Origin of the sequence: Roseovarius sp. A-2, from assembly GCF_002072155.1 — a bacterium.
In the GTDB taxonomy this organism is placed as follows: Bacteria; Pseudomonadota; Alphaproteobacteria; order Rhodobacterales; family Rhodobacteraceae; genus Roseovarius.
In genome coordinates this window covers 1-17,493 of sequence record NZ_BDIY01000016.1, presented here as the reverse complement: position 1 = coordinate 17,493, position 17,493 = coordinate 1, and the positions used below count along the sequence as shown (strand labels likewise).

The following is a 17,493-nucleotide window of genomic DNA, read 5'->3' as shown; positions in this document are numbered from 1 at the left end:
GTCCTCTTACGCGGCGCGTGCGGTGGCGGTGCGGGACTGCACCGGGGGGGTGGTCTGGCGAAACGCCTCTTGCGCGGCGGCGACGCCCTGACCGGGGGTGATGGCCGCGCCTGCATCGCAGAGCGCCATTTCAGCCGCCGAGAGCGCGCCGCAGAGCATCACCGGGTTGAGTGATCCAAGATGGCCGATGCGGAAGGCGCGACCGGCGAGTTTCGCGAGGCCGGAGCCGAGTGAGGTCTGGTATTTGTGATAGGCGGTTGCGATCACATGACGGGCGTCGATGCCGTCGGGGGCGTAGATCGCGGAGACCGTGTCGGAGTGCCATTCAGGCGCGTCGGCCACCAGGCGGCAGCCCTGCCATTCGGCCACGGCGGCGCGCACGCCGGAGGCGAGGCGGCGGTGCCGATCCCACACGCTTTCCAACCCCGCATCGAGCAGCATGTCAAGCGAGACGCGCAGGCCCCGCAGCAGTTGTGTGGGCGGCGTGTAGGGGAAATAGCCGGTGTCGTTTAGGCGGATCATGTCGGCAAAGCTGAAATAGCAGCGCGGCATATTGGCGCGCTCATGGGCGGCGAGGGCCTTTTCGCTGACCGCGAGCAGGCCGAGACCGGCGGGCAGCATCAGGCCCTTTTGCGAGCCCGCAACGGCGAGGTCGACGCCCCAATCCTGCATCTCGAACTCGATGGAGCCGATGGAGCTGACGCCATCGACGAAGAGGAGCGCGGGATGACCGGTGGCATCGAGCGCGGCGCGCACGGCAGCAATGTTGGAGGTGACGCCGGTGGCGGTCTCGTTATGGGTGGCGAAGACGGCCTTGATCGCATGGCCGGTGTCGGCGGCGAGGCGGGCGGCGTAATCCTCAACCGGCACGCCCTTGCCCCAGTCGGTATCGATGACGTCGACATCGAGGCCGAGACGGTCGGCCATATCCACCCAAAGCATTGAAAACTGGCCGAAACGCGACATCAGAACCCGGTCGCCGGTGTTGAGCGTATTGGTGATCGCGGATTCCCACGCGCCAGTGCCGGAGCCGGGAAAGACGAAGACGCGGCCGGTCTCGGTGCGGAACACCTTTTTCAGATCGGCCAGCAGCGGCAGGATGAAATCGCCGAAATCCGGGGCGCGCATGTCCTCCATCGGCACGTTCATTGCGCGACGCACCGCCTCGGGGATGTTGGTGGGGCCGGGGATGAATAGATGGGTGTTGCCGTTCATGGGGTCCTCCTTTCGGGTTGCCCCCTTATCGCCGCTGCGGGGCCATCCGGTAACGCCCGCGCGCATGGAAATGCGCGGCCATGCGGGGGGTGGCGTGCCCCGGCGGGTAGGGGTGCCCTACCCGGTGGGGTATTCGCGGCATGCGGTTGCATGCCGAAAAATCGTTTGATTTCAGGGTGTTCATTCGCCTTACTTGTTATCTACGGAGGAGGAGACCGTGCGCGACATGACAGAGGCGACCGCTCAGGACGTGGAACAGGGCCTGCCCGAGGTGATCGTGGCCGACCGGCAATTGATCGTCTGTCAGGGGCTGGGGTCGCTGGTGGCGCAGATGGCGCAGGTGCGATTGGGCTCTTTCGCGACCGACCTGGCAAGCCTGCGCAAGGCGCTCGGCGCGCGGCGCGGCCCGATGATCGTGGTGCTTGGCGTGCGGCTCGCGGATGCCGATCTGGGCCGGGTGCTGGAGACGCTGCGCCGCGATCATCCGCGCGTGATGGTGGTGGTGGTGGCCGAGGAGAGCGAGTTCGCCTTTATCCGCACGGCGGTGAAGGCGGGGGCGCATTCGGTCTGCATGATGGGGCAGGTGCTGACCAGCCTGCCGCGCATTCTGGGAAATCTGGTGGAGGGGCACAGCCTGTTGCCGGTGGAGATCCTCAAGCGGCTGATGGGTGAGCAGGGCGATAGTCTGACCCGGCGCGAGCACGAGATTCTGGGGCTGCTGGTGGACGGGCTGACGAATTTCCAGATTTCCGCGCGCCTGGGGCTGTCGGAGAATACGGTGAAATATTACCTCAAGGCGATCTATCAGAAACTCGATGTGAATTCGCGCGGTGGCGCGATCGCGAAATACGTGGCGGGCACATATTAGGGTGTGCCCCTTGGGTTTCACGACAAAGCGGGTATGCTCGCCGTCATGATGGGACGGATCATCGAAACTGAACAGGACGTGGCCGAGGGGGCGGCGCATCTCGGGCGCGTCTGCCCGCGCATGGCGCGGGCCTATGAAGAGACCGGCAGCTTGCCGCTGCGGCGCAGCGAGGACGGGTTTACCCGGCTGTTGAGTGCGATTGTCAGCCAGCAGGTGAGCGTTGCCTCGGCCAATGCGATCTGGGGTCGGGTCGAGGCGGCAGGCTATGCCGATCCGCAGACGATTCGCGCGGTCAGCGACGACGATCTGCGCGCCGTGGGCCTCAGTCGTCAGAAGGCGCGCTATGCACGGGCCTTGGCGGAGGCCGAACTCGACTATGGCGCGTTGCGCCATGCGCCTGATGACGAGGTGATCGCCACACTGACGCAAGTGCCCGGCATCGGTGTCTGGACGGCGGAGATTTACGCGATGTTCAGCCTCGGACGGGCGGATGTGTTCGCGCCGGGCGATCTGGCGTTGCAGGAGGCGGCGCGCATTCTCTACGATCTGCCGGAGCGGCCCAAACCCCGGGCATTTCGCGAGATGTCGCTTGCGTGGTCGCCGTGGCGGTCGGTTGCGGCGAGGCTCTTGTGGGCCTATTACCGGGTGGTCAAGGACAGGGAAGGGATCAGATGACACGGGTTTTGACGGCAGGCCGCAGGGAGCCCGTGTCGGGTGAGACCCGCTCAGCGGTGGTGTTTCTGCACGGCTACGGCGCCAATGGCGCGGATTTGCTCGGGCTGGCCGACCCGCTGGGTGAGCATCTGCCCGATACGCTCTTCGTGGCGCCAGACGCGCCGGAGAGCATTCCGGGCATGCCGATGGGGCTGCAATGGTTCCCTATCCCGTGGATCGACAATTCCAGCGAGGAAGAGGCCGAGCGCGGATTGATGTCGGCGGCGCAGGATCTCGATGCGTTTCTCGACGCGTTGATGGTGGATGAAGACCTGCTGCCCGAGCAGGTGGTGCTGTTCGGCTTTTCACAGGGCACGATGTTGGCGCTTCATGTGGCCCCGCGCCGCGAGGATGCGGTAGCGGGGATCGTGGCCTTTTCCGGCCGTCTGCTGTCACCCGATCTGCTGGCCGACGAGACGCGCAGCCGTCCGCCGGTCCTGCTGGTGCATGGCGACGCCGATGACGTGGTGCCGGTGCAATCGCTGCCCGAGGCGGCCGAGGCCTTGCAGGGGGCCGGCTGGAAGGACGTCTATGCCCATATCATGAAGGGCACCGCGCATGGCATCGCGCCTGACGGGCTGTCGGTGGCGCTGGCCTTCATGCGCGACAAGCTGGGCCTCTGAGGGCGGGGCTGCAAAATGCCCCGCAAGTGCCATATTGCGATCATGCGCGCGGGCTAGGCGCGGGGGATGGATCAGAGTTCGGCATATAACGGCATAACGCATCGCGCGCTCTGGCTGGGTGCGCTTTTCGTGGTTGAATTGGCGGCACTGGTCGCCGCCTTTCAAGTGTTCAGCGATATCGAATGCCGCGCGACCGGGATCGAGACCGCGTGTCGCGGTCTACGCTGGCTGACGCTCTGGCTGGTCTGTGTGGCCTCGCTTTTGGGGGTGTATCTCTGGGCGCGACCCGAGGCGCGGGCGGGCTTTGCCCGGATCACTGCCACGGCCCCCGGTGGCCGGGGCTGGGTGCTATTGCACGGGGTCGGGCTTTTGGTGACATTTGCCCCGCTTGTTGCCGCCCCAGCCGCTGAAATGAACCAGATCTTTCACCGGGTGTTTCCTGTGCTCTGCGCGGGAGCTGCGATGGCGACGGCGGGCGGGCTGTTCTGGCTGGCGCGGCCCGGCGCGTGGGCCGGTTGGCTGACTGGACGCGCGGCGTCGATTCTGGCGATCTGCGGGTTTGCGGCGGCGATTCCGGGGGTCGTGGTGCTGGCCGGTCCGATCTGGACGGTGCGGGCGCTGACCGATGTGACCTCCATCGCTGTCTACCTGATGTTGGGGCTCTTTTCGGATGCGGTCACGGTCAATCCGGATCGCTACATTCTCGGCACGGACGGGTTTCTCGTGGAAGTGGCCGATAGCTGTTCGGGGATCGAGGGTCTGGTGCTGATCACCGCGTTTCTCGCGCTTTACGCCATGCTGTTTCGCGATGAGTTGCGGCTGCGTCGATTCGGGCTGGTGATCTGGCCGCTGGCATTGCTGGCAAGCTGGGTGTTCAATACCGTCCGGATCACCGCGCTGATCCTGATTGGCGCGCATGTCTCGCCGGAACTGGCGGTCAACGGGTTTCACAGTTTCGCGGGCTGGATCATGTTCACCGGGCTGGCCGTGGGGGTGCTGATCGTGGTCAATCGCAGCCGCTATGCGCTTCAGCATGACGCCCGGCCCGAGGCCCGGCCCGCGCTGCCGCCGCTGGCGCAGGATGACGTGGCCGGGCGGATCGTGCCGTTCATCGTCTTTGCCCTCTCGGGGATGCTCGTGCAGGCGTTCTGGGCCGAGCCCGCGCTTGGTTATCCGCTTCAGGTGGCGTTGATGCTGGCGGCGTTGTGGTGGGCGCGGGCGACGGTGGCGCGCTATCTGGTCCGGCCGTCGCCGCTGTCGGTTGTGGCCGGATTGGGCGTAGGGGTGGTGTGGATCGTCACCGCTACGCCGACCGGACCGACGCCCGAGGCGTTCGCGGGGCTTGGCGTGAGGGCCTTCGCGCTATGGGCTGCGCTGCGCATCCTGGGCACGGTGGCACTGGTGCCGGTGATCGAGGAGATGATCTTTCGCGGTTACGTGCAGGCCCGCATCGAACGGGGCACGCCGCTCAGCCGGGTGGCCGCGATCGCGGTTTCGGCTGGATTGTTCGCACTTGTGCATGGTCGTTGGATCGAGGCGGCGCTGGCTGGCGTAGTGTTCTCGCTGCTCTACATGCGCACTGGGCGGCTGGCTGATGCCATTACCGCCCATGCGAGTGCCAATGCAATGATCGCCGCCGTCGCCCTTTGGAGGGGCGATTGGGCGCTGATCTGAGGGTCTGAACCCTCAGCCTTCAGCCCGCATCCGCGCGCGTTGGCGGCGCTTGATTTCCCAAGCCAGTACGAGCGCGGCCAGAACAACGGCAATCGCCAGAGTGCCGCTTGCGGCGTCCATTTCAGGCACTGACGAGGCTGCACCGCCATCGTTGTGACCCGAGCCACTGCCGTATCTGTCAAAGAACCAGTTCCACATTGTGTCGTCTCCCCAGAATCGATGTGTCTTGAATACCCACGCACCTTGATGCCTGAGAATCGCCGTTTTTTCGCCATTTTTCAAGAGCCGGGTGCGATTGACCGTGAATTGTCAACGACACAGCTGCGTTCGGGCAGATTGTTTCCATCCTACGGCTTGAGATGTGGGCAATCCTGCGAGATCACGCCGTTGTGAGATGCGACGGCGGAGAATCACTCTGCCGCGCGCAGCGGCGGCTTGGGGTCGCGCTCGCCCAGGACGCGCCTGAGATCGTCGAGATGCGGTGCTTCAGTGGTCTCTTCCTCGACATAAACCGCCTGCGGCGCGCTCTCGTCCGGCCAGACGAGTTCGGTGCCGGTCGCGCGCCGCGCGGCGCGTTGCAGCGCCCAGTCGCGGGCCGCGCGGCTGGAGCGGCCCATCGACAGCATCGCCATCAGCCGCGCGGCCCAGAGCACATAGGTTGTCGCCCAGACCCGGAGTGCCAGCATCGCCGGGGTGAAGATCAGCGTCAGCACCGTGGCGATACCAAGGCCGAACACCACCGCCGTCGCCAGTTGCTTCCACCACAGCGCGGTCGGGCTGTCGAAGGCATAGCCGCCGTTGAAGAAGTCGAGGCTGAGGCCGAACATCATCGGCGCAAGACCGGCCATCGTGGTGATCGTGGTCAGAAGCACCGGGCGGATGCGGTCCTGCGCCGTGCGGGTGATCGCGGAAATCCGCGGCATGTAGCGGGCGTAGTCCTGATAGGTGTCGATCAGCACGATGTTGTTGTTCACCACGATGCCCGCAAGCGCGACGATGCCGGTGCCGGTCATGATGATCGAAAACGGCTGGTTCATCACCAGCATGCCGATCAGCACGCCGGTGGTCGAGAGGATCACCGCCAGAAGCACCAGCACCGCGTTATAGACGCTGTTAAACTGTGCCAGCAGGATGATGAACATCAGGCCGAGCGCACCGACAAACGCCTTTTGCAGGAAGGCGCCCGATTCCTCCTGATCCTCGGCGTCGCCGGTCCATTCATAGCTGATGCCCGGCGGCAGCACGCCCGACTCGAGCCAGTCGGTCAGTTGCCCGATGCGTTCGTTCGCGGTGATCGGCACGCCGGTTTCGGACCCGTCGGCGGCGGTTGTCGTGCGGGTTAGCCCATCCGCCACCGCCGCCTTGACGTCGAAAAATCGGGTCTGGTCGATGCGGTCGATCTGCGCCAGTTGCTGCACGGGTTCGCGGGTGATGAAATTTGACAGCGGCACCAACCCGTCCTCGGTACGCACCTTGAGGCTGTCGAGGGTCGAGAGCACGCGGTCCTGTTCGGGCAGGCGCACTCGGATCTCGATTTCCTCGTCGCTGCTGTCGACGCGCATGGTGTCGAGCAGGATGCCGCGCGTGACAAGCTGCACCATCGCGCCGACGGTGGCCACATCGGCACCGAAGCGGCCGGCCTTTTCGACGTCGACGTCGATCTGCCAGTCGATGCCGGGCAGGGGCAGCGTGTCCTCGATCTGACGCAAGCCGCGGGTCTCTTCGAATTGCGCCCGGGCCTTGCGGGTGAAGGCTTGCAACTCCTCCCAGTCATCGCCCTTGAGGCGCAGATGCACGGGCTTGGCCGAGGCGGGGCCGCGTGCCTGTGCGAGGATCTCGAACTTGATGCCGGGGATCTGTTCGAGCTGCGCGGTAAGATCGTCGATGACCGCATCGCCGTCATAGGCGGGGGCGACCACGTCGCGCTGGACCGCGACATCCAGGATCGGGATGGTGAACCATGTTTCCTTGGCCTGCGGGCGATCCTCCCACGGGATGGTTTCCAGTTGTACCTGACCAATGGTGTCGCGCGGCGGCTGCGCGCCGCCGGTATTGTTGTTGAGCCCGCCATCCCCGGCAAAGGCAAAGGCTGTCTCGATCCCCGGATGGGCGCGCACGATGTCCTCGACCTGTTTGACAAGCTGGTCCTTCTGGTCGATCGACAGATTGCCACGCCCGCGTACATAGACGATGGCCTGTTCGGGTTCGCTATCGACGAAAAATTCCGTGCCGTTGTTGTTGTTCATGTAGAACATCAGCACCGAGCCCACGAGCACGAAGATTGCGCCGAAGGCGACGAGCGGCATGACCGGGTTGCCGGTGATCGCGTGGATCACCCAGCCAAAGGCGGAGCGGCGATAGCCCGCGCGCACCCGCGCGCGACGGCGCGGCAGCAGAGCGCGGGAGATGCGGCGCAGCAGGTTGCCGCAGCGGCGCGGGATCGCCATCAGACCCAGAAGCGTGGTCAGCACGCTGGCCACCCCGACCCCGATCAGCGCCATCATCCCCAGAAGCAGGCCGAAGACCGTCGCCAGCGCCGGCATCACCGAGCCGAGGATGTCGCCGCTATCCATGCCTGCGAACTGCGCCGTCACCTCTTCGAAGAGTACCGGCGCGGCCTGTCCGGCGAGAAAGACGGCCCCGAGCGCCAGCGGAAAAAGCAGCACATGCCAGAGCCAGAAGCCGCCCGCGATCTGGTCCATCCGGTCATTGAACCAGCGCTCCAGCCGCCCGGTGACGCCGCCCAGCACCGGCAGGTACACAAGCGCCACCAGAAGCGAGGCCGAGAGCACGAAAATCAGCGTGACCGGCAGCATGCCCATGAACTCGCCTGGAATACCGGGCCAGAACAGCATTGGCAGAAAGGCGCAGAGCGTGGTTGCGGTGGAGCTGACCACCGGCCAGAACATCCGCTTGGCCGCCCCCACATAGGCGTGCATCGGGCCTTCGCCCTCGGATATCCGCTTGTCGGCATATTCGACCACCACGATGGCCCCGTCGACCAGCATCCCCACCGCAAGGATCAGGCCGAACATCACGATATTCGAGATTGCCACGCCCATCACCGCCAGCAGGGCAAAGCATAACAGGAACGATGTCGGGATCGCGAAGCCGACGAGCAGCGCCGGGCGGATGCCCAAGGCCGCCAGCGTGACGATCATCACCAGTGCGATGGCGGTCAGCACAGAGCCTTCGAGCTGGCTGACCATCGAGGCCACGGTGCGCGATTGGTCGTTCGATGTGCCCATGTTGACCGCGACCTGCAATTCCTCGGGCCAGCGGCTTTCGGCCTCGGCCACCACCTCGCGCACCAGATCGGCGGTGTCGATGATGTTGAAGCCCTTGCGCTTGACCACCTGCAAGGCCACGGTTGTCTCGCCGTTGAAGCGCGCGGTGCCGAGCCGGTCCTCGAAGGTGAGGTTGATCGTGGCCAGATCGCCGAGGGTGACAACCCGGTCGCCATTGGTCTTGATCGGCAACTCGTAGATGTCGCGGGTTTCCTCGAAGGACGAGGGGATCTTGACCGCGAAGGTGCCCTGCGCGGTCTCGACCTCGCCCGCCGCGATGAGTTGGTTGTTGTTCTGGACCACGTTGATCAGTTCGAGCGCGGTGACGTTGTAGGCCTCGAGCCGAAGCGGGTCGATCACCACCTCGACCATTTCTTCGCGGTTGCCCGCGATGCCGGCCTCGAGAACCGGCTCCAGCCCTTCGAGCGTGTCCTGCAGATCGCGCGCCAGCCGCGACATGGTGCGTTCCGGCACCGGGCCCGAGAGATTGACGATGATGATCGGGAATTCGCTGAAATTCACCTCGTTGATGGTGTATTTCTCGAACCCGTCGGGAAATTCCGCCTCGGCGGTGTCCATCGCGTCGCGCACATCGGCAAGTGTCTTGGTCTTGTCCCAGCCGAATTCGAATTCGAGCGCGACGCCGCCGAAATTCTCGGCGGCTGTGCCGGTCATCTCCTTGAGCCCGTCGAGATCGCTGAGCTCGGTCTCCATCGGCTTGACGAGCAGTTTCTCGCTGTCCTCGGCGGAGATGCCGGGAAACGGGACGGTGATGAAGAGCGCGGGCACCTCGATATCGGGCTCGCCCTCCTTGGGCAGGCCCATGTAGGAGAGCGTGCCGGCAAGGATCGACAGCAGGATGAAAGCCAGCACCATCCGGGCCCGGGCGGCTGCCCAGTCGACGATGCCGGTCATTGGCCAAGCTCCTGATAGGAGGGGTGCACCGGCACGCCGTCGCTGACGTATTCCTGGCCGATCACGATCACCTCGGCGCGCTCGGCCAGGCCGGTCAGCCAGACGCCGGTGGGCGTGTCGCGCAGCAGCGTGACCGGCACGAAGCGCGCGCGGCTGTCTTCGTCCACGACACGCAGGCCAAGCGTACCTTCGTCATTGAGTGTGAGCGCCGATTGCGGCAGCAGATGCGCGGCCTTGCCCTCGGCACGGATGCTGATCTCGGCGGTTTCGCCGTCGCGCAGGCTGAGGTCGGGATTGGGCACCTCGATTTCGACGCGGAAGGTGCGGGTGGTGTCGTCGGCGGCGCGCGACAGAAAGCTGACCGCGCCCTCCACCTCTTGGCCCGAGGCGGTGCGCGCGGTTGCCGTGGCCCCACGCTCTACCCGCGCGACCTGCATTTCCGACACGAAACCCACCAACGTTATCGGGTCGAGTTGCAGCACCGTCGCACAAAGCGCGCCGGGTTGCAGCAGGCTGCCCAACTCGGCGGTGTCGGTTTCCAGCACGCCGGAGAACGGGGCCTCGATGGTGAGCCGCCTGATATCCTGCTCGGCGCGGGCCACGGCGGCGCGCGCCGAGTCGATGCCGGCGCGGGCGGCTTCGAGCCCGGATGTGGCCGATTGCACCGCCGCCTGTGCCGAGCTGACGGCGGCGCGGGTATTGGCCACGCGGGTCTGAGAGGCAAAGCCTTCGCCCACGAGGTTCTCGGCGGCGTTGTAGTTGATTTCGGCCTCTTCGAGCTGTGCACGGGCCTCTTCGACGCGCGCCTCGGCCTCGGGCACGCGGGTTTTTGCCTCGGCAAGGCGGGCGCGCGCCTCTTGCAGCACGGCCTCGCGCTCGGCGGGGTCGAGACGGCAGAGCAGGTCGCCGCGATCCACGAAGGCCCCCTTGCGCAGCGGTTCGGAAATCACCAGACCGGAGGTTTCGGAGCGCAGCTCGACGATGCGGTCGGCCTCGGTGCGGCCGCGCAGGATCACGGCGCTGTCGACCTCGCGCGCCTCGGAGCGTTGCACGACCACGCGCATCGCGGCCTGATCCGGCTGGGCCGATTCGGTCGCCGTTGTTAGCGGGGTGTCCGCCGCGGCCGTTTCTGGTGTGGTTTGCGGCAAAAGCGCCAGCAGCCGCTCGCGTTCGAAGACAAGGGCATAAATCAGCGCGGAGACCAGCACGGCGATCAGAATGGGAACCAGGCGCATGAGTGAGCTTTCAATACTTCTGACAATGGTCGACACGCCGCATGGCGCATCACGCCATCACGAGCATGATACGCTGAACTGACCGGTTCAGATTAATCTTTTACGCGGCCCGCCGCAAGCCTCGCCAAGGCCGCATGCCGCCGCCCCTTGGCAGGGGGCGGGCTTCGGGTTAAGAGGAGCGGACATTCCGCAAGGGGGCAGGGCGTGAGCGATACCGACAGTTTCATCGAGGAAGTCACCGAAGAGGTGCGGCGCGACCGGCTGTTCCGGCTGATGCGACGCTATGGCTGGATTGCCATTCTGGCGATCCTGCTTCTGGTCGGCGGGGCCACGTGGAACGAATGGCGCAAGGCGCAGGCGCGCGAGTCCGCACAGGCCCTCGGCGACAGCATCCTGGCGGCGCTCTCGGCGGAGGAGCGCGCGGCGCGCGCCGCGGCGCTGGCCGGAATCGATGCCCCCGACCCGGAGGCCGCGGCGGTGGTTGACCTGCTGGCCGCCGCCGAGGGTGCGGAACAGGAGCCGGAGGCCGCAGCGCAGCGGCTGCTTGAGATCGCCGATCGTGAGGCCACCCTGCCGGTCTATCGCCAGATCGCCACGCTCAAGGCGGTGACGCTGCCGGGCGGGGGGCTCGACCCCGAGACCCGCCGCGCGCGGCTCGAGGGGCTGGTGGCGGCGGGCGGCGCCGTGCGGCTTCTGGCCGAGGAGCAACTGGCGCTGATCGCGCTCGAGACGGGCGACAGGGCGGCGGCGCTCGAGACGCTCGCGCGCATCGCGCAGGATGCCGAGGCGACGGCGGGCTTGCGTCGGCGCGTTACACAAGTGATTGTGGCTTTGGGAAAAGAGCCGCCGGACACGCCGATGCGCGCGCCCGACGCGGCCGACGTGCTGCAATAGGTGCCCCGCCGGGGCGGAAGGCACGAGGCGACGAATGAGGGCGATGCAGTGACGGCGAAAACGGTTATCCTGGGGGTGGCGACGATGCTTGCCCTGACGGCCTGTTCCAAGCAAGAGGCGATCCTGAGCGGTGAACGCGAGGGCATTCGCGACGTGTTGCAGAGCGAGGTGCGGCGCGCGCAGGTGGCGGAAACCCCGGAAAACCAGGTCGTGCCGGTGGCCTTGCCGCCTGCCACGATGAATGCGGACTGGACGCAGCGCATCGGCACACCCGCGACGCGGGTCGCGCATCCGGCGCTCTCTGGCGCGCCGGAACTGGCCTGGTCGGTCAATATCGGCGCGGGCGATAGTCGGCGCAGGCGGATCACCGCCGATCCGGTGGTGGCGGGCGGCCGCATCTTCACGCTCGATGCGCAGGCGCTGGTCAGGGCGGTCTCGACCTCGGGCGAGGTGGTGTGGAGCGCGGATCTCACCCCGCCGGCTGACAACTCCAACCAGGCCAGCGGCGGCGGGCTCGCCTATGGCGATGGCAAGCTCTTCGTGTCCTCGGCCTTTGGCCTGCTGACCGCCCTTGATCCCGAGACCGGCACGCAGATCTGGCAGCAGGATCTTGACGCACCGACCACGGCGGCCCCCACGGTCTATGACGGGCGGGTCTACGTGGTGGCGGGCGATGATGTGGCCTGGGTGCTCGATACCGCGACCGGACGGATCGACTGGCAGTTGAGCGCCACGCCCGACATTCACAACGTGCTTGGTGGCCCGGCCCCGGCGCTGACCGAGAAATACGCCGTCTTCGCCTTTGGCGCGGGCGAGTTGCAGGGAGCGTTCCGCCAGGGCGGTCTGCGGCTCTGGGATGCGCAGATCGCCGGGCAGCGGCTTGGCGTGGCAAACGCCCGGGTTCTGGACATCACCGGTGATCCGGTGGTGGTCGGCGATCGCGTCTTTGCCGGTAGCCATGCGGGCCGTATGGTTGCGCTGCGGCTTGGCAGCGGCAACCGCATCTGGACCGCCAACGAGGGTCCGCTCAACCCGGTTTGGCCAGCGGGTGAGTCGCTCTTCATGGTCACCGACCGCAACGAGCTGGTGCGGCTCTCGGCGCAGGACGGCACGCGGATCTGGGGCCATGAACTGCCGCTCTTCGAGGCGCGCAAACCCAAGCGGCAAGCGCAGATCGTCGGGCATTTCGGCCCGGTCATCGCGGGCGGGCAGTTGATCCTTGCCTCGGGGGACGGGCAGTTGCGGTTCTTCGATCCGGCCTCGGGGCAGATGACCCGCAGCGTCGCACTGCCCGGCGGTGCCACCTCGAACCCGGTCGTCGCGGGAGGCACACTTTATGTCGTGTCGAAAAAGGGTCAGTTGCTGGCTTTCCGTTGACCGCGCGATCCTGTATCAGACCGGCTTGACGCCGGAGCGGAGCCTGATCCATGTCTTTCACCCTCGCCATCGTGGGCCGCCCCAATGTGGGCAAGTCCACGCTCTTCAACCGCCTTGTGGGCAAGCGCCTTGCGCTGGTCGATGACCAGCCCGGCGTGACCCGAGACCTGCGCGAGGGGGCGGCACGGCTGGGTGACCTGCGCTTTACCGTGATCGACACGGCGGGGCTGGAGGACGCCACCGATGACAGCCTTGAAGGTCGCATGCGGCGGCTGACCGAGCGCGCGGTCGGGATGGCCGATGTCTGCCTCTTCGTGATCGACGCGCGCACCGGGGTGACCCCGGTGGATGAAATCTTTGCCGAGATCCTGCGCAAGCGGTCAGATCACGTGATCCTTGCCGCGAACAAGGCCGAGGGCATGGCCGCCGATGCTGGGGTGATCGAGGCCTGGGGGCTGGGGCTGGGCGAGCCCATTCGGCTCTCGGCGGAACACGGCGAGGGGCTGAACGATCTTTATGCGCAGTTGCAGCCGTTGGCCGATGCCTATGACGAACGCGCCGAGGCCGAAGCCCCTGTCACCGATGTCGAGGTGAATGAAGAGGGCGAGACGCCCGCGCAGTACGACCATACGCCGACCAAGGCGCGGCCCTTGCAGGTGGCCGTCGTGGGCCGCCCCAATGCCGGAAAATCCACCCTGATCAACACCATACTGGGCGAAGAGCGGCTGCTGACCGGTCCCGAGGCGGGGATTACCCGCGATGCGATCTCGCTTGCGCTCGACTGGGACGGCCTGCCGGTGCGGATTTTCGACACGGCGGGCATGCGCAAGAAGGCGCGGGTGCAGGACAAGCTGGAAAAGCTGTCGGTCTCGGACGGGCTGCGGGCGGTGAAATTCGCCGAGGTTGTAGTGGTTCTGCTCGATGCCGCCATTCCCTTCGAGCAGCAGGATCTGCGGATCGCCGACCTGGCCGAGCGCGAGGGGCGTGCGGTGGTGGTGGCGGTCAACAAATGGGATGTGGAGCCCGAGAAGCAGCAGAAACTGCGCGATCTGCGCGAGGCGTTCGAGCGGCTCTTGCCGCAGCTTCGCGGCGCACCGCTGGTGACGGTCTCGGCCAAGACGGGGCGTGGCCTAGACCGGCTGCGCGCGGCGGTGGAAAAGGTGCATGAGGTCTGGAACCGGCGGATCACTACGGCGCAGCTCAATCGCTGGCTGGTCGGCATGCTGGAGCAACACCCGCCCCCCGCGCCGGGCGGCAAGCGGATCAAGCTGCGCTACATGACGCAGGCCAAGACCCGGCCCCCCGGGTTCGTGGTCATGTGCAGCCATCCCGACAAGCTGCCGGAAAGCTATACGCGCTATCTGATCAACGGGTTGCGCGAGGATTTCGACATGCCGGGCACGCCCATTCGTCTCTATATGCGCAGCCAGTCGGCCAAGAACCCCTACAAGGCGAAGAAAAAGCCGGGACCGTCGAGCCTGCGCAAGCATATCTCGGGGCGGTCGTCGAAATAGCGCGCGACTTGCAAGATCGCTGATCGCACCCGGGACGGGTGGCCCCGGGCGACCGCGACCCGCGCGAAAGCGCAGGAAACGGGTCGCGTGTCCGCGCGCGACTATGAAAAACCTCTGCCTGGAACAGCCCCGAGGGGCGACCCGGAGGATTGTCGATGCCGCTCCCGTCTTTTGCCAAGAGATCCATGACCCTGTCGGAATGGATCATGTTGCTGGGTCTTGCCGCCGTGTGGGGCGGGTCGTTCTTTTTCAACGATGTCGCGGTGCGCGAAGTGCCGGTGTTCACCGTGGTCGTATCCCGCGTTGCGCTGGCGGCGATCATACTGCTCGCCATCCTGCAATTGCGCGGCGAGCGCATGCCGCGCGCGCCGAAAGTCTGGACGGCGTTCTTTGTCATGGGGCTGCTGAACAACGCGATTCCCTTCTCGCTGATCGTTTGGGGACAGCAGCATATCGCGTCGGGCGTGGCCTCGATCCTGAACGCCGCGACACCGCTCTTCACGGTTCTGCTCGCGCATGTCCTGACCCGCGATGAGCGCATGACCGGCGGCAAGCTCTTTGGCGTTGTGATCGGCTTTGCCGGGGTTGCCACGATGATCGGCACGACGGCACTGCGTGACCTCGGGGTACATGTCACCGCGCAACTCATGTGTCTCGCCGGTGCTGTCTCTTACGCCTGTGCCGGCATTTACGGGCGCAGGTTCCGGGCGATGGGGCTGGGCCCGATGCACACGGCAACCGGTCAGGCCGTGGCGTCGAGCGTGCTGTTGCTGCCGGTAGTGATGGTTGTGGATCAGCCCTGGACCCTGCCAATGCCAAGCCCGGCGGCGATCGGTGCCTTGATCGGGGTGGCCGCGCTGTCGACCGCCTTGGCCTATGTGCTATATTTTCGCATCCTTGCCACAGCGGGCGTGACAAATCTGCTGCTGGTGACCTTTCTGGTTCCGGTCAGTGCGATTTTACTTGGCCTGCTGTTTCTCGGTGAGGCGCTGATGCTGCGCCATGTGCTGGGCATGGTGCTGATCGGGGTGGGGCTGCTGGCGATTGACGGGCGGCTGTGGCGTGCCGGTCGGTCTGCTGCGCGACTGGCTGATTGAGGCGCAAACTTGATTGGAGACGCGCGGGGTCAAACGGGCGGAATGGCAACGCGATTGGGATCGCGCGATCTTGCGGCATAGCGACGGCGGGGTTCTTCAAGGTGCAGACGCGAATTCCCGGATTTCTAGCGGAGATCGAGCTTTTCTGAGCGTGGGCGATGGTGTGTTGCGGATGTTCGGGTAAGCCGCGCCTTGTGCGCGCGAATCGCTGCGAGAGGTCGACGACCGCATCAGGCCAATCCCTGCACCTCACTTTTTCTCTGTCGGATCGCGCCGCTTGTCGGCGTGGAGCGCGCGGCCCGCTTGCACGCCGTCGCGCGCGCCCACGGTTTCCAGCCAGCGGGCGAAATTCGGCTTGTCGTCGAGCGTCTGCTGCTGCCCTTCCCAGAGCGAACACCACCCCCAGAGCGCCATGTCGGCGATGGAATAGAAATCGCCCGCCACATACTCGGTGTCGGCCAGTCGCCGATCCAGCACGCCATAAAGCCGCGCCACTTCGGCGCGGTAACGGTCCTTGGCGTAGGGTATGTCGTCCTTGGCGAATTTCAGGAAATGATGCGCCTGTCCGGCCATCGGCCCGACCCCGCCCATCTGCCACATGAGCCACTCCTCGACCGCGATGCGGTCGCGCTCCGTCTTGCCGTAAAAGCGACCGGTCTTGCGCGCGAGATATTGCAGGATTGCGCCGGATTCGAAGATGTTGACCGGTTCGCCGTCCGGCCCCTCGGGGTCGGTGATCGCCGGAATGCGGTTGTTGGGCGAAACAGCCAGAAATTCGGGGGCGTGCTGTTCGCCGGCACCGATATTGATCACGTGGCACCGATAAGGCAGGCCCATCTCCTCAAGCGCGATGGAAACTTTCCAGCCGTTCGGTGTGGGCCAGTAATATAGGTCGATCGGGGCCTGCATGGTGTCCTCCTGCCGGGTCTTTCAGCCGCTCAGGATGACAGTTTTCGCCCGGATGACAAGGGCAGACGGACCTCCGGCAGCGGCAAAAGGCGCGACCAGCGCGGCGCGGGATGTTCGGGCAGGGTGGCGCGCAGTTGCGCGAGCGGGAGCGCGTCGGCCTCGCGCAAGAGCCTGCGATACATCGGGAACACGCCGGGGCGGGTATAGAGCGACCAATGGCATATGCGCGTCGTGGGATCGGCGATGGCAAACCCGGCGCGGCGCAGCACGCCCAGTGTCTCGGGGTGATCCATTTGCAGGTTGAGCACCTTGGGCCCGCCCGGCAGGGCCAGCCCGAGGCTCCGGTCGCGGCGTGCGGGCGCGGGGATCAGGCATTCGAGCAGAAAGTCGTAGAAATCGTTCTCGCGGCTGGTGACATTGATCACCTCGGCGCTGCGCCCGGCGGGCGTGACGAGCGCCTCGGCGGCGCGGCCCGCGAACTCTGCTCCCGCCAGCAGGATGAGCCGTCTGAGCGCCCCCTCGGGCAGGTGCGGCAGTGCGCATAGCAGAACGCGGGCACCAAGAGAATGTGCAATGGCGTGGATCGGGCGGTGGGGTGCATGCCTGCGGATCAGGCCAACCAGCTGCGCCAGCCGTTCTCCTGCGTGCGCCGCCTCGGCATAGGCCTGCCACAGCGTGCCGCGCGCATTCCAGCCAAAGCCGATCCCGAGCCCCTCATCTGCCCGGTTATCGCCGAAACCCAAGCCGCGCGGCCAACTGACCACCTTGAAACAGTCCCGTTGCGGTGATGCCGAGAGAATGTGCCGGTGCGGGCATTCCCGGGCATGGCCGGGGGCGTATTTGTAGCCATGCAGCATGAGGATGACCGGGCCATCCCCCGCCAGCAGACCCGGTAATGCCTGATCAAGCCGGCCGGGCTGATCATGCAGGTCGGGGCCGTATCTTCCGGCATTGACATGAATGAGCGGCATGTCCCTGACCCCCACTATATCTTGTGGGTGGGATCTAGGGGCGACATACGAAGTCAGGGTGACGTTTTCGTTAAGTAGTGTCCGCATTTCGTGTTGGTAAGCCTTCTTTTCGCCAAAAACGGCCAATATGGCGCTCCGAGGGAAGACGCGGAGGGCGCAATGAAGGCACACGATTTCAGGAAGTTTATCAGTCGATTTGA

14 protein-coding genes are annotated in these 17,493 nt (G+C 65.8%); 8 read left to right on the top strand and 6 right to left on the bottom strand.

Annotation, left to right across the window (positions count from 1 at the left end; translation table 11 throughout):
• Positions 1-6: 6 nt before the first annotated feature.
• Positions 7-1,215 (bottom strand): aminotransferase class V-fold PLP-dependent enzyme, encoded by a 1,209-nt coding sequence (locus tag BHD06_RS15760; protein WP_080457939.1) that lies wholly within the window; start codon positions 1,213-1,215, stop codon positions 7-9.
• Positions 1,216-1,441: 226 nt separating this feature from the next.
• Here BHD06_RS15760 and BHD06_RS15755 point away from each other — a divergent pair, with 226 nt between their 5' ends.
• From BHD06_RS15755 to xrtE, 4 genes are all read left to right on the top strand, one after another.
• Positions 1,442-2,083, top strand: coding sequence for a response regulator transcription factor (locus tag BHD06_RS15755; RefSeq protein ID WP_080457938.1), 642 nt, complete (start codon positions 1,442-1,444; stop codon positions 2,081-2,083).
• Positions 2,084-2,128: 45 nt separating this feature from the next.
• The gene (locus tag BHD06_RS15750) at positions 2,129-2,758 is read left to right on the top strand and encodes a DNA-3-methyladenine glycosylase (protein ID WP_080458007.1); all 630 of its coding nucleotides are present in this window, start codon (positions 2,129-2,131) and stop codon (positions 2,756-2,758) included.
• On the top strand, positions 2,755-3,420 hold the full coding sequence (locus tag BHD06_RS15745) for an alpha/beta hydrolase (RefSeq protein WP_080457937.1): 666 nt from the start codon (positions 2,755-2,757) through the stop codon (positions 3,418-3,420). The genes BHD06_RS15750 and BHD06_RS15745 overlap by 4 nt, the downstream gene beginning before the upstream one ends.
• Positions 3,421-3,486: 66 nt before the next feature.
• Positions 3,487-5,094 carry an exosortase E/protease, VPEID-CTERM system gene (gene xrtE, locus BHD06_RS15740; protein WP_080457936.1) on the top strand — a complete coding sequence of 536 codons (1,608 nt, stop codon included), beginning with the start codon at positions 3,487-3,489 and terminating at the stop codon, positions 5,092-5,094.
• Positions 5,095-5,106: 12 nt separating this feature from the next.
• Here the strand turns inward: xrtE and BHD06_RS15735 are convergent, their stop codons facing one another.
• The 3 genes from BHD06_RS15735 to BHD06_RS15725 all read right to left on the bottom strand — a co-directional run bounded on the left by BHD06_RS15735 (position 5,107) and on the right by BHD06_RS15725 (position 10,531).
• Positions 5,107-5,292, bottom strand: coding sequence for a VPEID-CTERM sorting domain-containing protein (locus BHD06_RS15735; protein ID WP_080457935.1), 186 nt, complete (start codon positions 5,290-5,292; stop codon positions 5,107-5,109).
• Positions 5,293-5,504: 212 nt separating this feature from the next.
• On the bottom strand, positions 5,505-9,296 hold the full coding sequence (locus tag BHD06_RS15730; protein WP_080457934.1) for an efflux RND transporter permease subunit: 3,792 nt from the start codon (positions 9,294-9,296) through the stop codon (positions 5,505-5,507).
• Positions 9,293-10,531 (bottom strand): efflux RND transporter periplasmic adaptor subunit, encoded by a 1,239-nt coding sequence (locus BHD06_RS15725; protein WP_080457933.1) that lies wholly within the window; start codon positions 10,529-10,531, stop codon positions 9,293-9,295. Before BHD06_RS15725 ends, BHD06_RS15730 begins: the two co-directional genes overlap by 4 nt.
• A gap of 204 nt (positions 10,532-10,735) precedes the next feature.
• Between BHD06_RS15725 and BHD06_RS15720 the strand changes: the two genes are divergently transcribed.
• From BHD06_RS15720 to BHD06_RS15705, 4 genes are all read left to right on the top strand, one after another.
• Complete coding sequence (locus tag BHD06_RS15720; protein WP_080457932.1) at positions 10,736-11,425, top strand: tetratricopeptide repeat protein; 690 nt, start codon at positions 10,736-10,738, stop codon at positions 11,423-11,425.
• 48 nt (positions 11,426-11,473) lie between these two features.
• Entirely contained in the window at positions 11,474-12,802 is a 1,329-nt protein-coding gene (locus tag BHD06_RS15715; RefSeq protein ID WP_254892444.1) for a PQQ-like beta-propeller repeat protein, read from the top strand.
• 50 nt (positions 12,803-12,852) lie between these two features.
• Complete coding sequence (der, locus tag BHD06_RS15710) at positions 12,853-14,316, top strand: ribosome biogenesis GTPase Der (RefSeq protein WP_080457931.1); 1,464 nt, start codon at positions 12,853-12,855, stop codon at positions 14,314-14,316.
• 155 nt (positions 14,317-14,471) lie between these two features.
• Entirely contained in the window at positions 14,472-15,413 is a 942-nt protein-coding gene (locus tag BHD06_RS15705; protein ID WP_080457930.1) for a DMT family transporter, read from the top strand.
• 249 nt (positions 15,414-15,662) lie between these two features.
• Here the strand turns inward: BHD06_RS15705 and BHD06_RS15700 are convergent, their stop codons facing one another.
• Together BHD06_RS15700 and BHD06_RS15695 are read right to left on the bottom strand one after the other, a co-directional pair.
• On the bottom strand, positions 15,663-16,322 hold the full coding sequence (locus BHD06_RS15700) for a glutathione S-transferase N-terminal domain-containing protein (RefSeq protein WP_080457929.1): 660 nt from the start codon (positions 16,320-16,322) through the stop codon (positions 15,663-15,665).
• A 29-nt stretch (positions 16,323-16,351) separates the two neighbouring features.
• Positions 16,352-17,293 carry an alpha/beta hydrolase gene (locus tag BHD06_RS15695; protein ID WP_080457928.1) on the bottom strand — a complete coding sequence of 314 codons (942 nt, stop codon included), beginning with the start codon at positions 17,291-17,293 and terminating at the stop codon, positions 16,352-16,354.
• Positions 17,294-17,493 lie beyond the last annotated feature (200 nt).

Bases quoted from the DNA above. Each gene is read 5' to 3' on its own strand.
- BHD06_RS15745 (WP_080457937.1), top strand. From the start codon at position 2,755: ATGACACGGGTTTTGACGGCAGGCCGCAGGGAGCCCGTGTCGGGTGAG.
- BHD06_RS15750 (WP_080458007.1), top strand. From the start codon at position 2,129: ATGATGGGACGGATCATCGAAACTGAACAGGACGTGGCCGAGGGGGCG.
- BHD06_RS15695 (WP_080457928.1), bottom strand. From the start codon at position 17,293: ATGCCGCTCATTCATGTCAATGCCGGAAGATACGGCCCCGACCTGCAT.
- BHD06_RS15760 (WP_080457939.1), bottom strand. From the start codon at position 1,215: ATGAACGGCAACACCCATCTATTCATCCCCGGCCCCACCAACATCCCC.
- BHD06_RS15725 (WP_080457933.1), bottom strand. From the start codon at position 10,531: ATGCGCCTGGTTCCCATTCTGATCGCCGTGCTGGTCTCCGCGCTGATT.
- BHD06_RS15705 (WP_080457930.1), top strand. From the start codon at position 14,472: ATGCCGCTCCCGTCTTTTGCCAAGAGATCCATGACCCTGTCGGAATGG.
- BHD06_RS15755 (WP_080457938.1), top strand. From the start codon at position 1,442: ATGACAGAGGCGACCGCTCAGGACGTGGAACAGGGCCTGCCCGAGGTG.
- BHD06_RS15735 (WP_080457935.1), bottom strand. From the start codon at position 5,292: ATGTGGAACTGGTTCTTTGACAGATACGGCAGTGGCTCGGGTCACAAC.
- BHD06_RS15700 (WP_080457929.1), bottom strand. From the start codon at position 16,322: ATGCAGGCCCCGATCGACCTATATTACTGGCCCACACCGAACGGCTGG.
- der (WP_080457931.1), top strand. From the start codon at position 12,853: ATGTCTTTCACCCTCGCCATCGTGGGCCGCCCCAATGTGGGCAAGTCC.
- xrtE (WP_080457936.1), top strand. From the start codon at position 3,487: ATGGATCAGAGTTCGGCATATAACGGCATAACGCATCGCGCGCTCTGG.
- BHD06_RS15730 (WP_080457934.1), bottom strand. From the start codon at position 9,296: ATGACCGGCATCGTCGACTGGGCAGCCGCCCGGGCCCGGATGGTGCTG.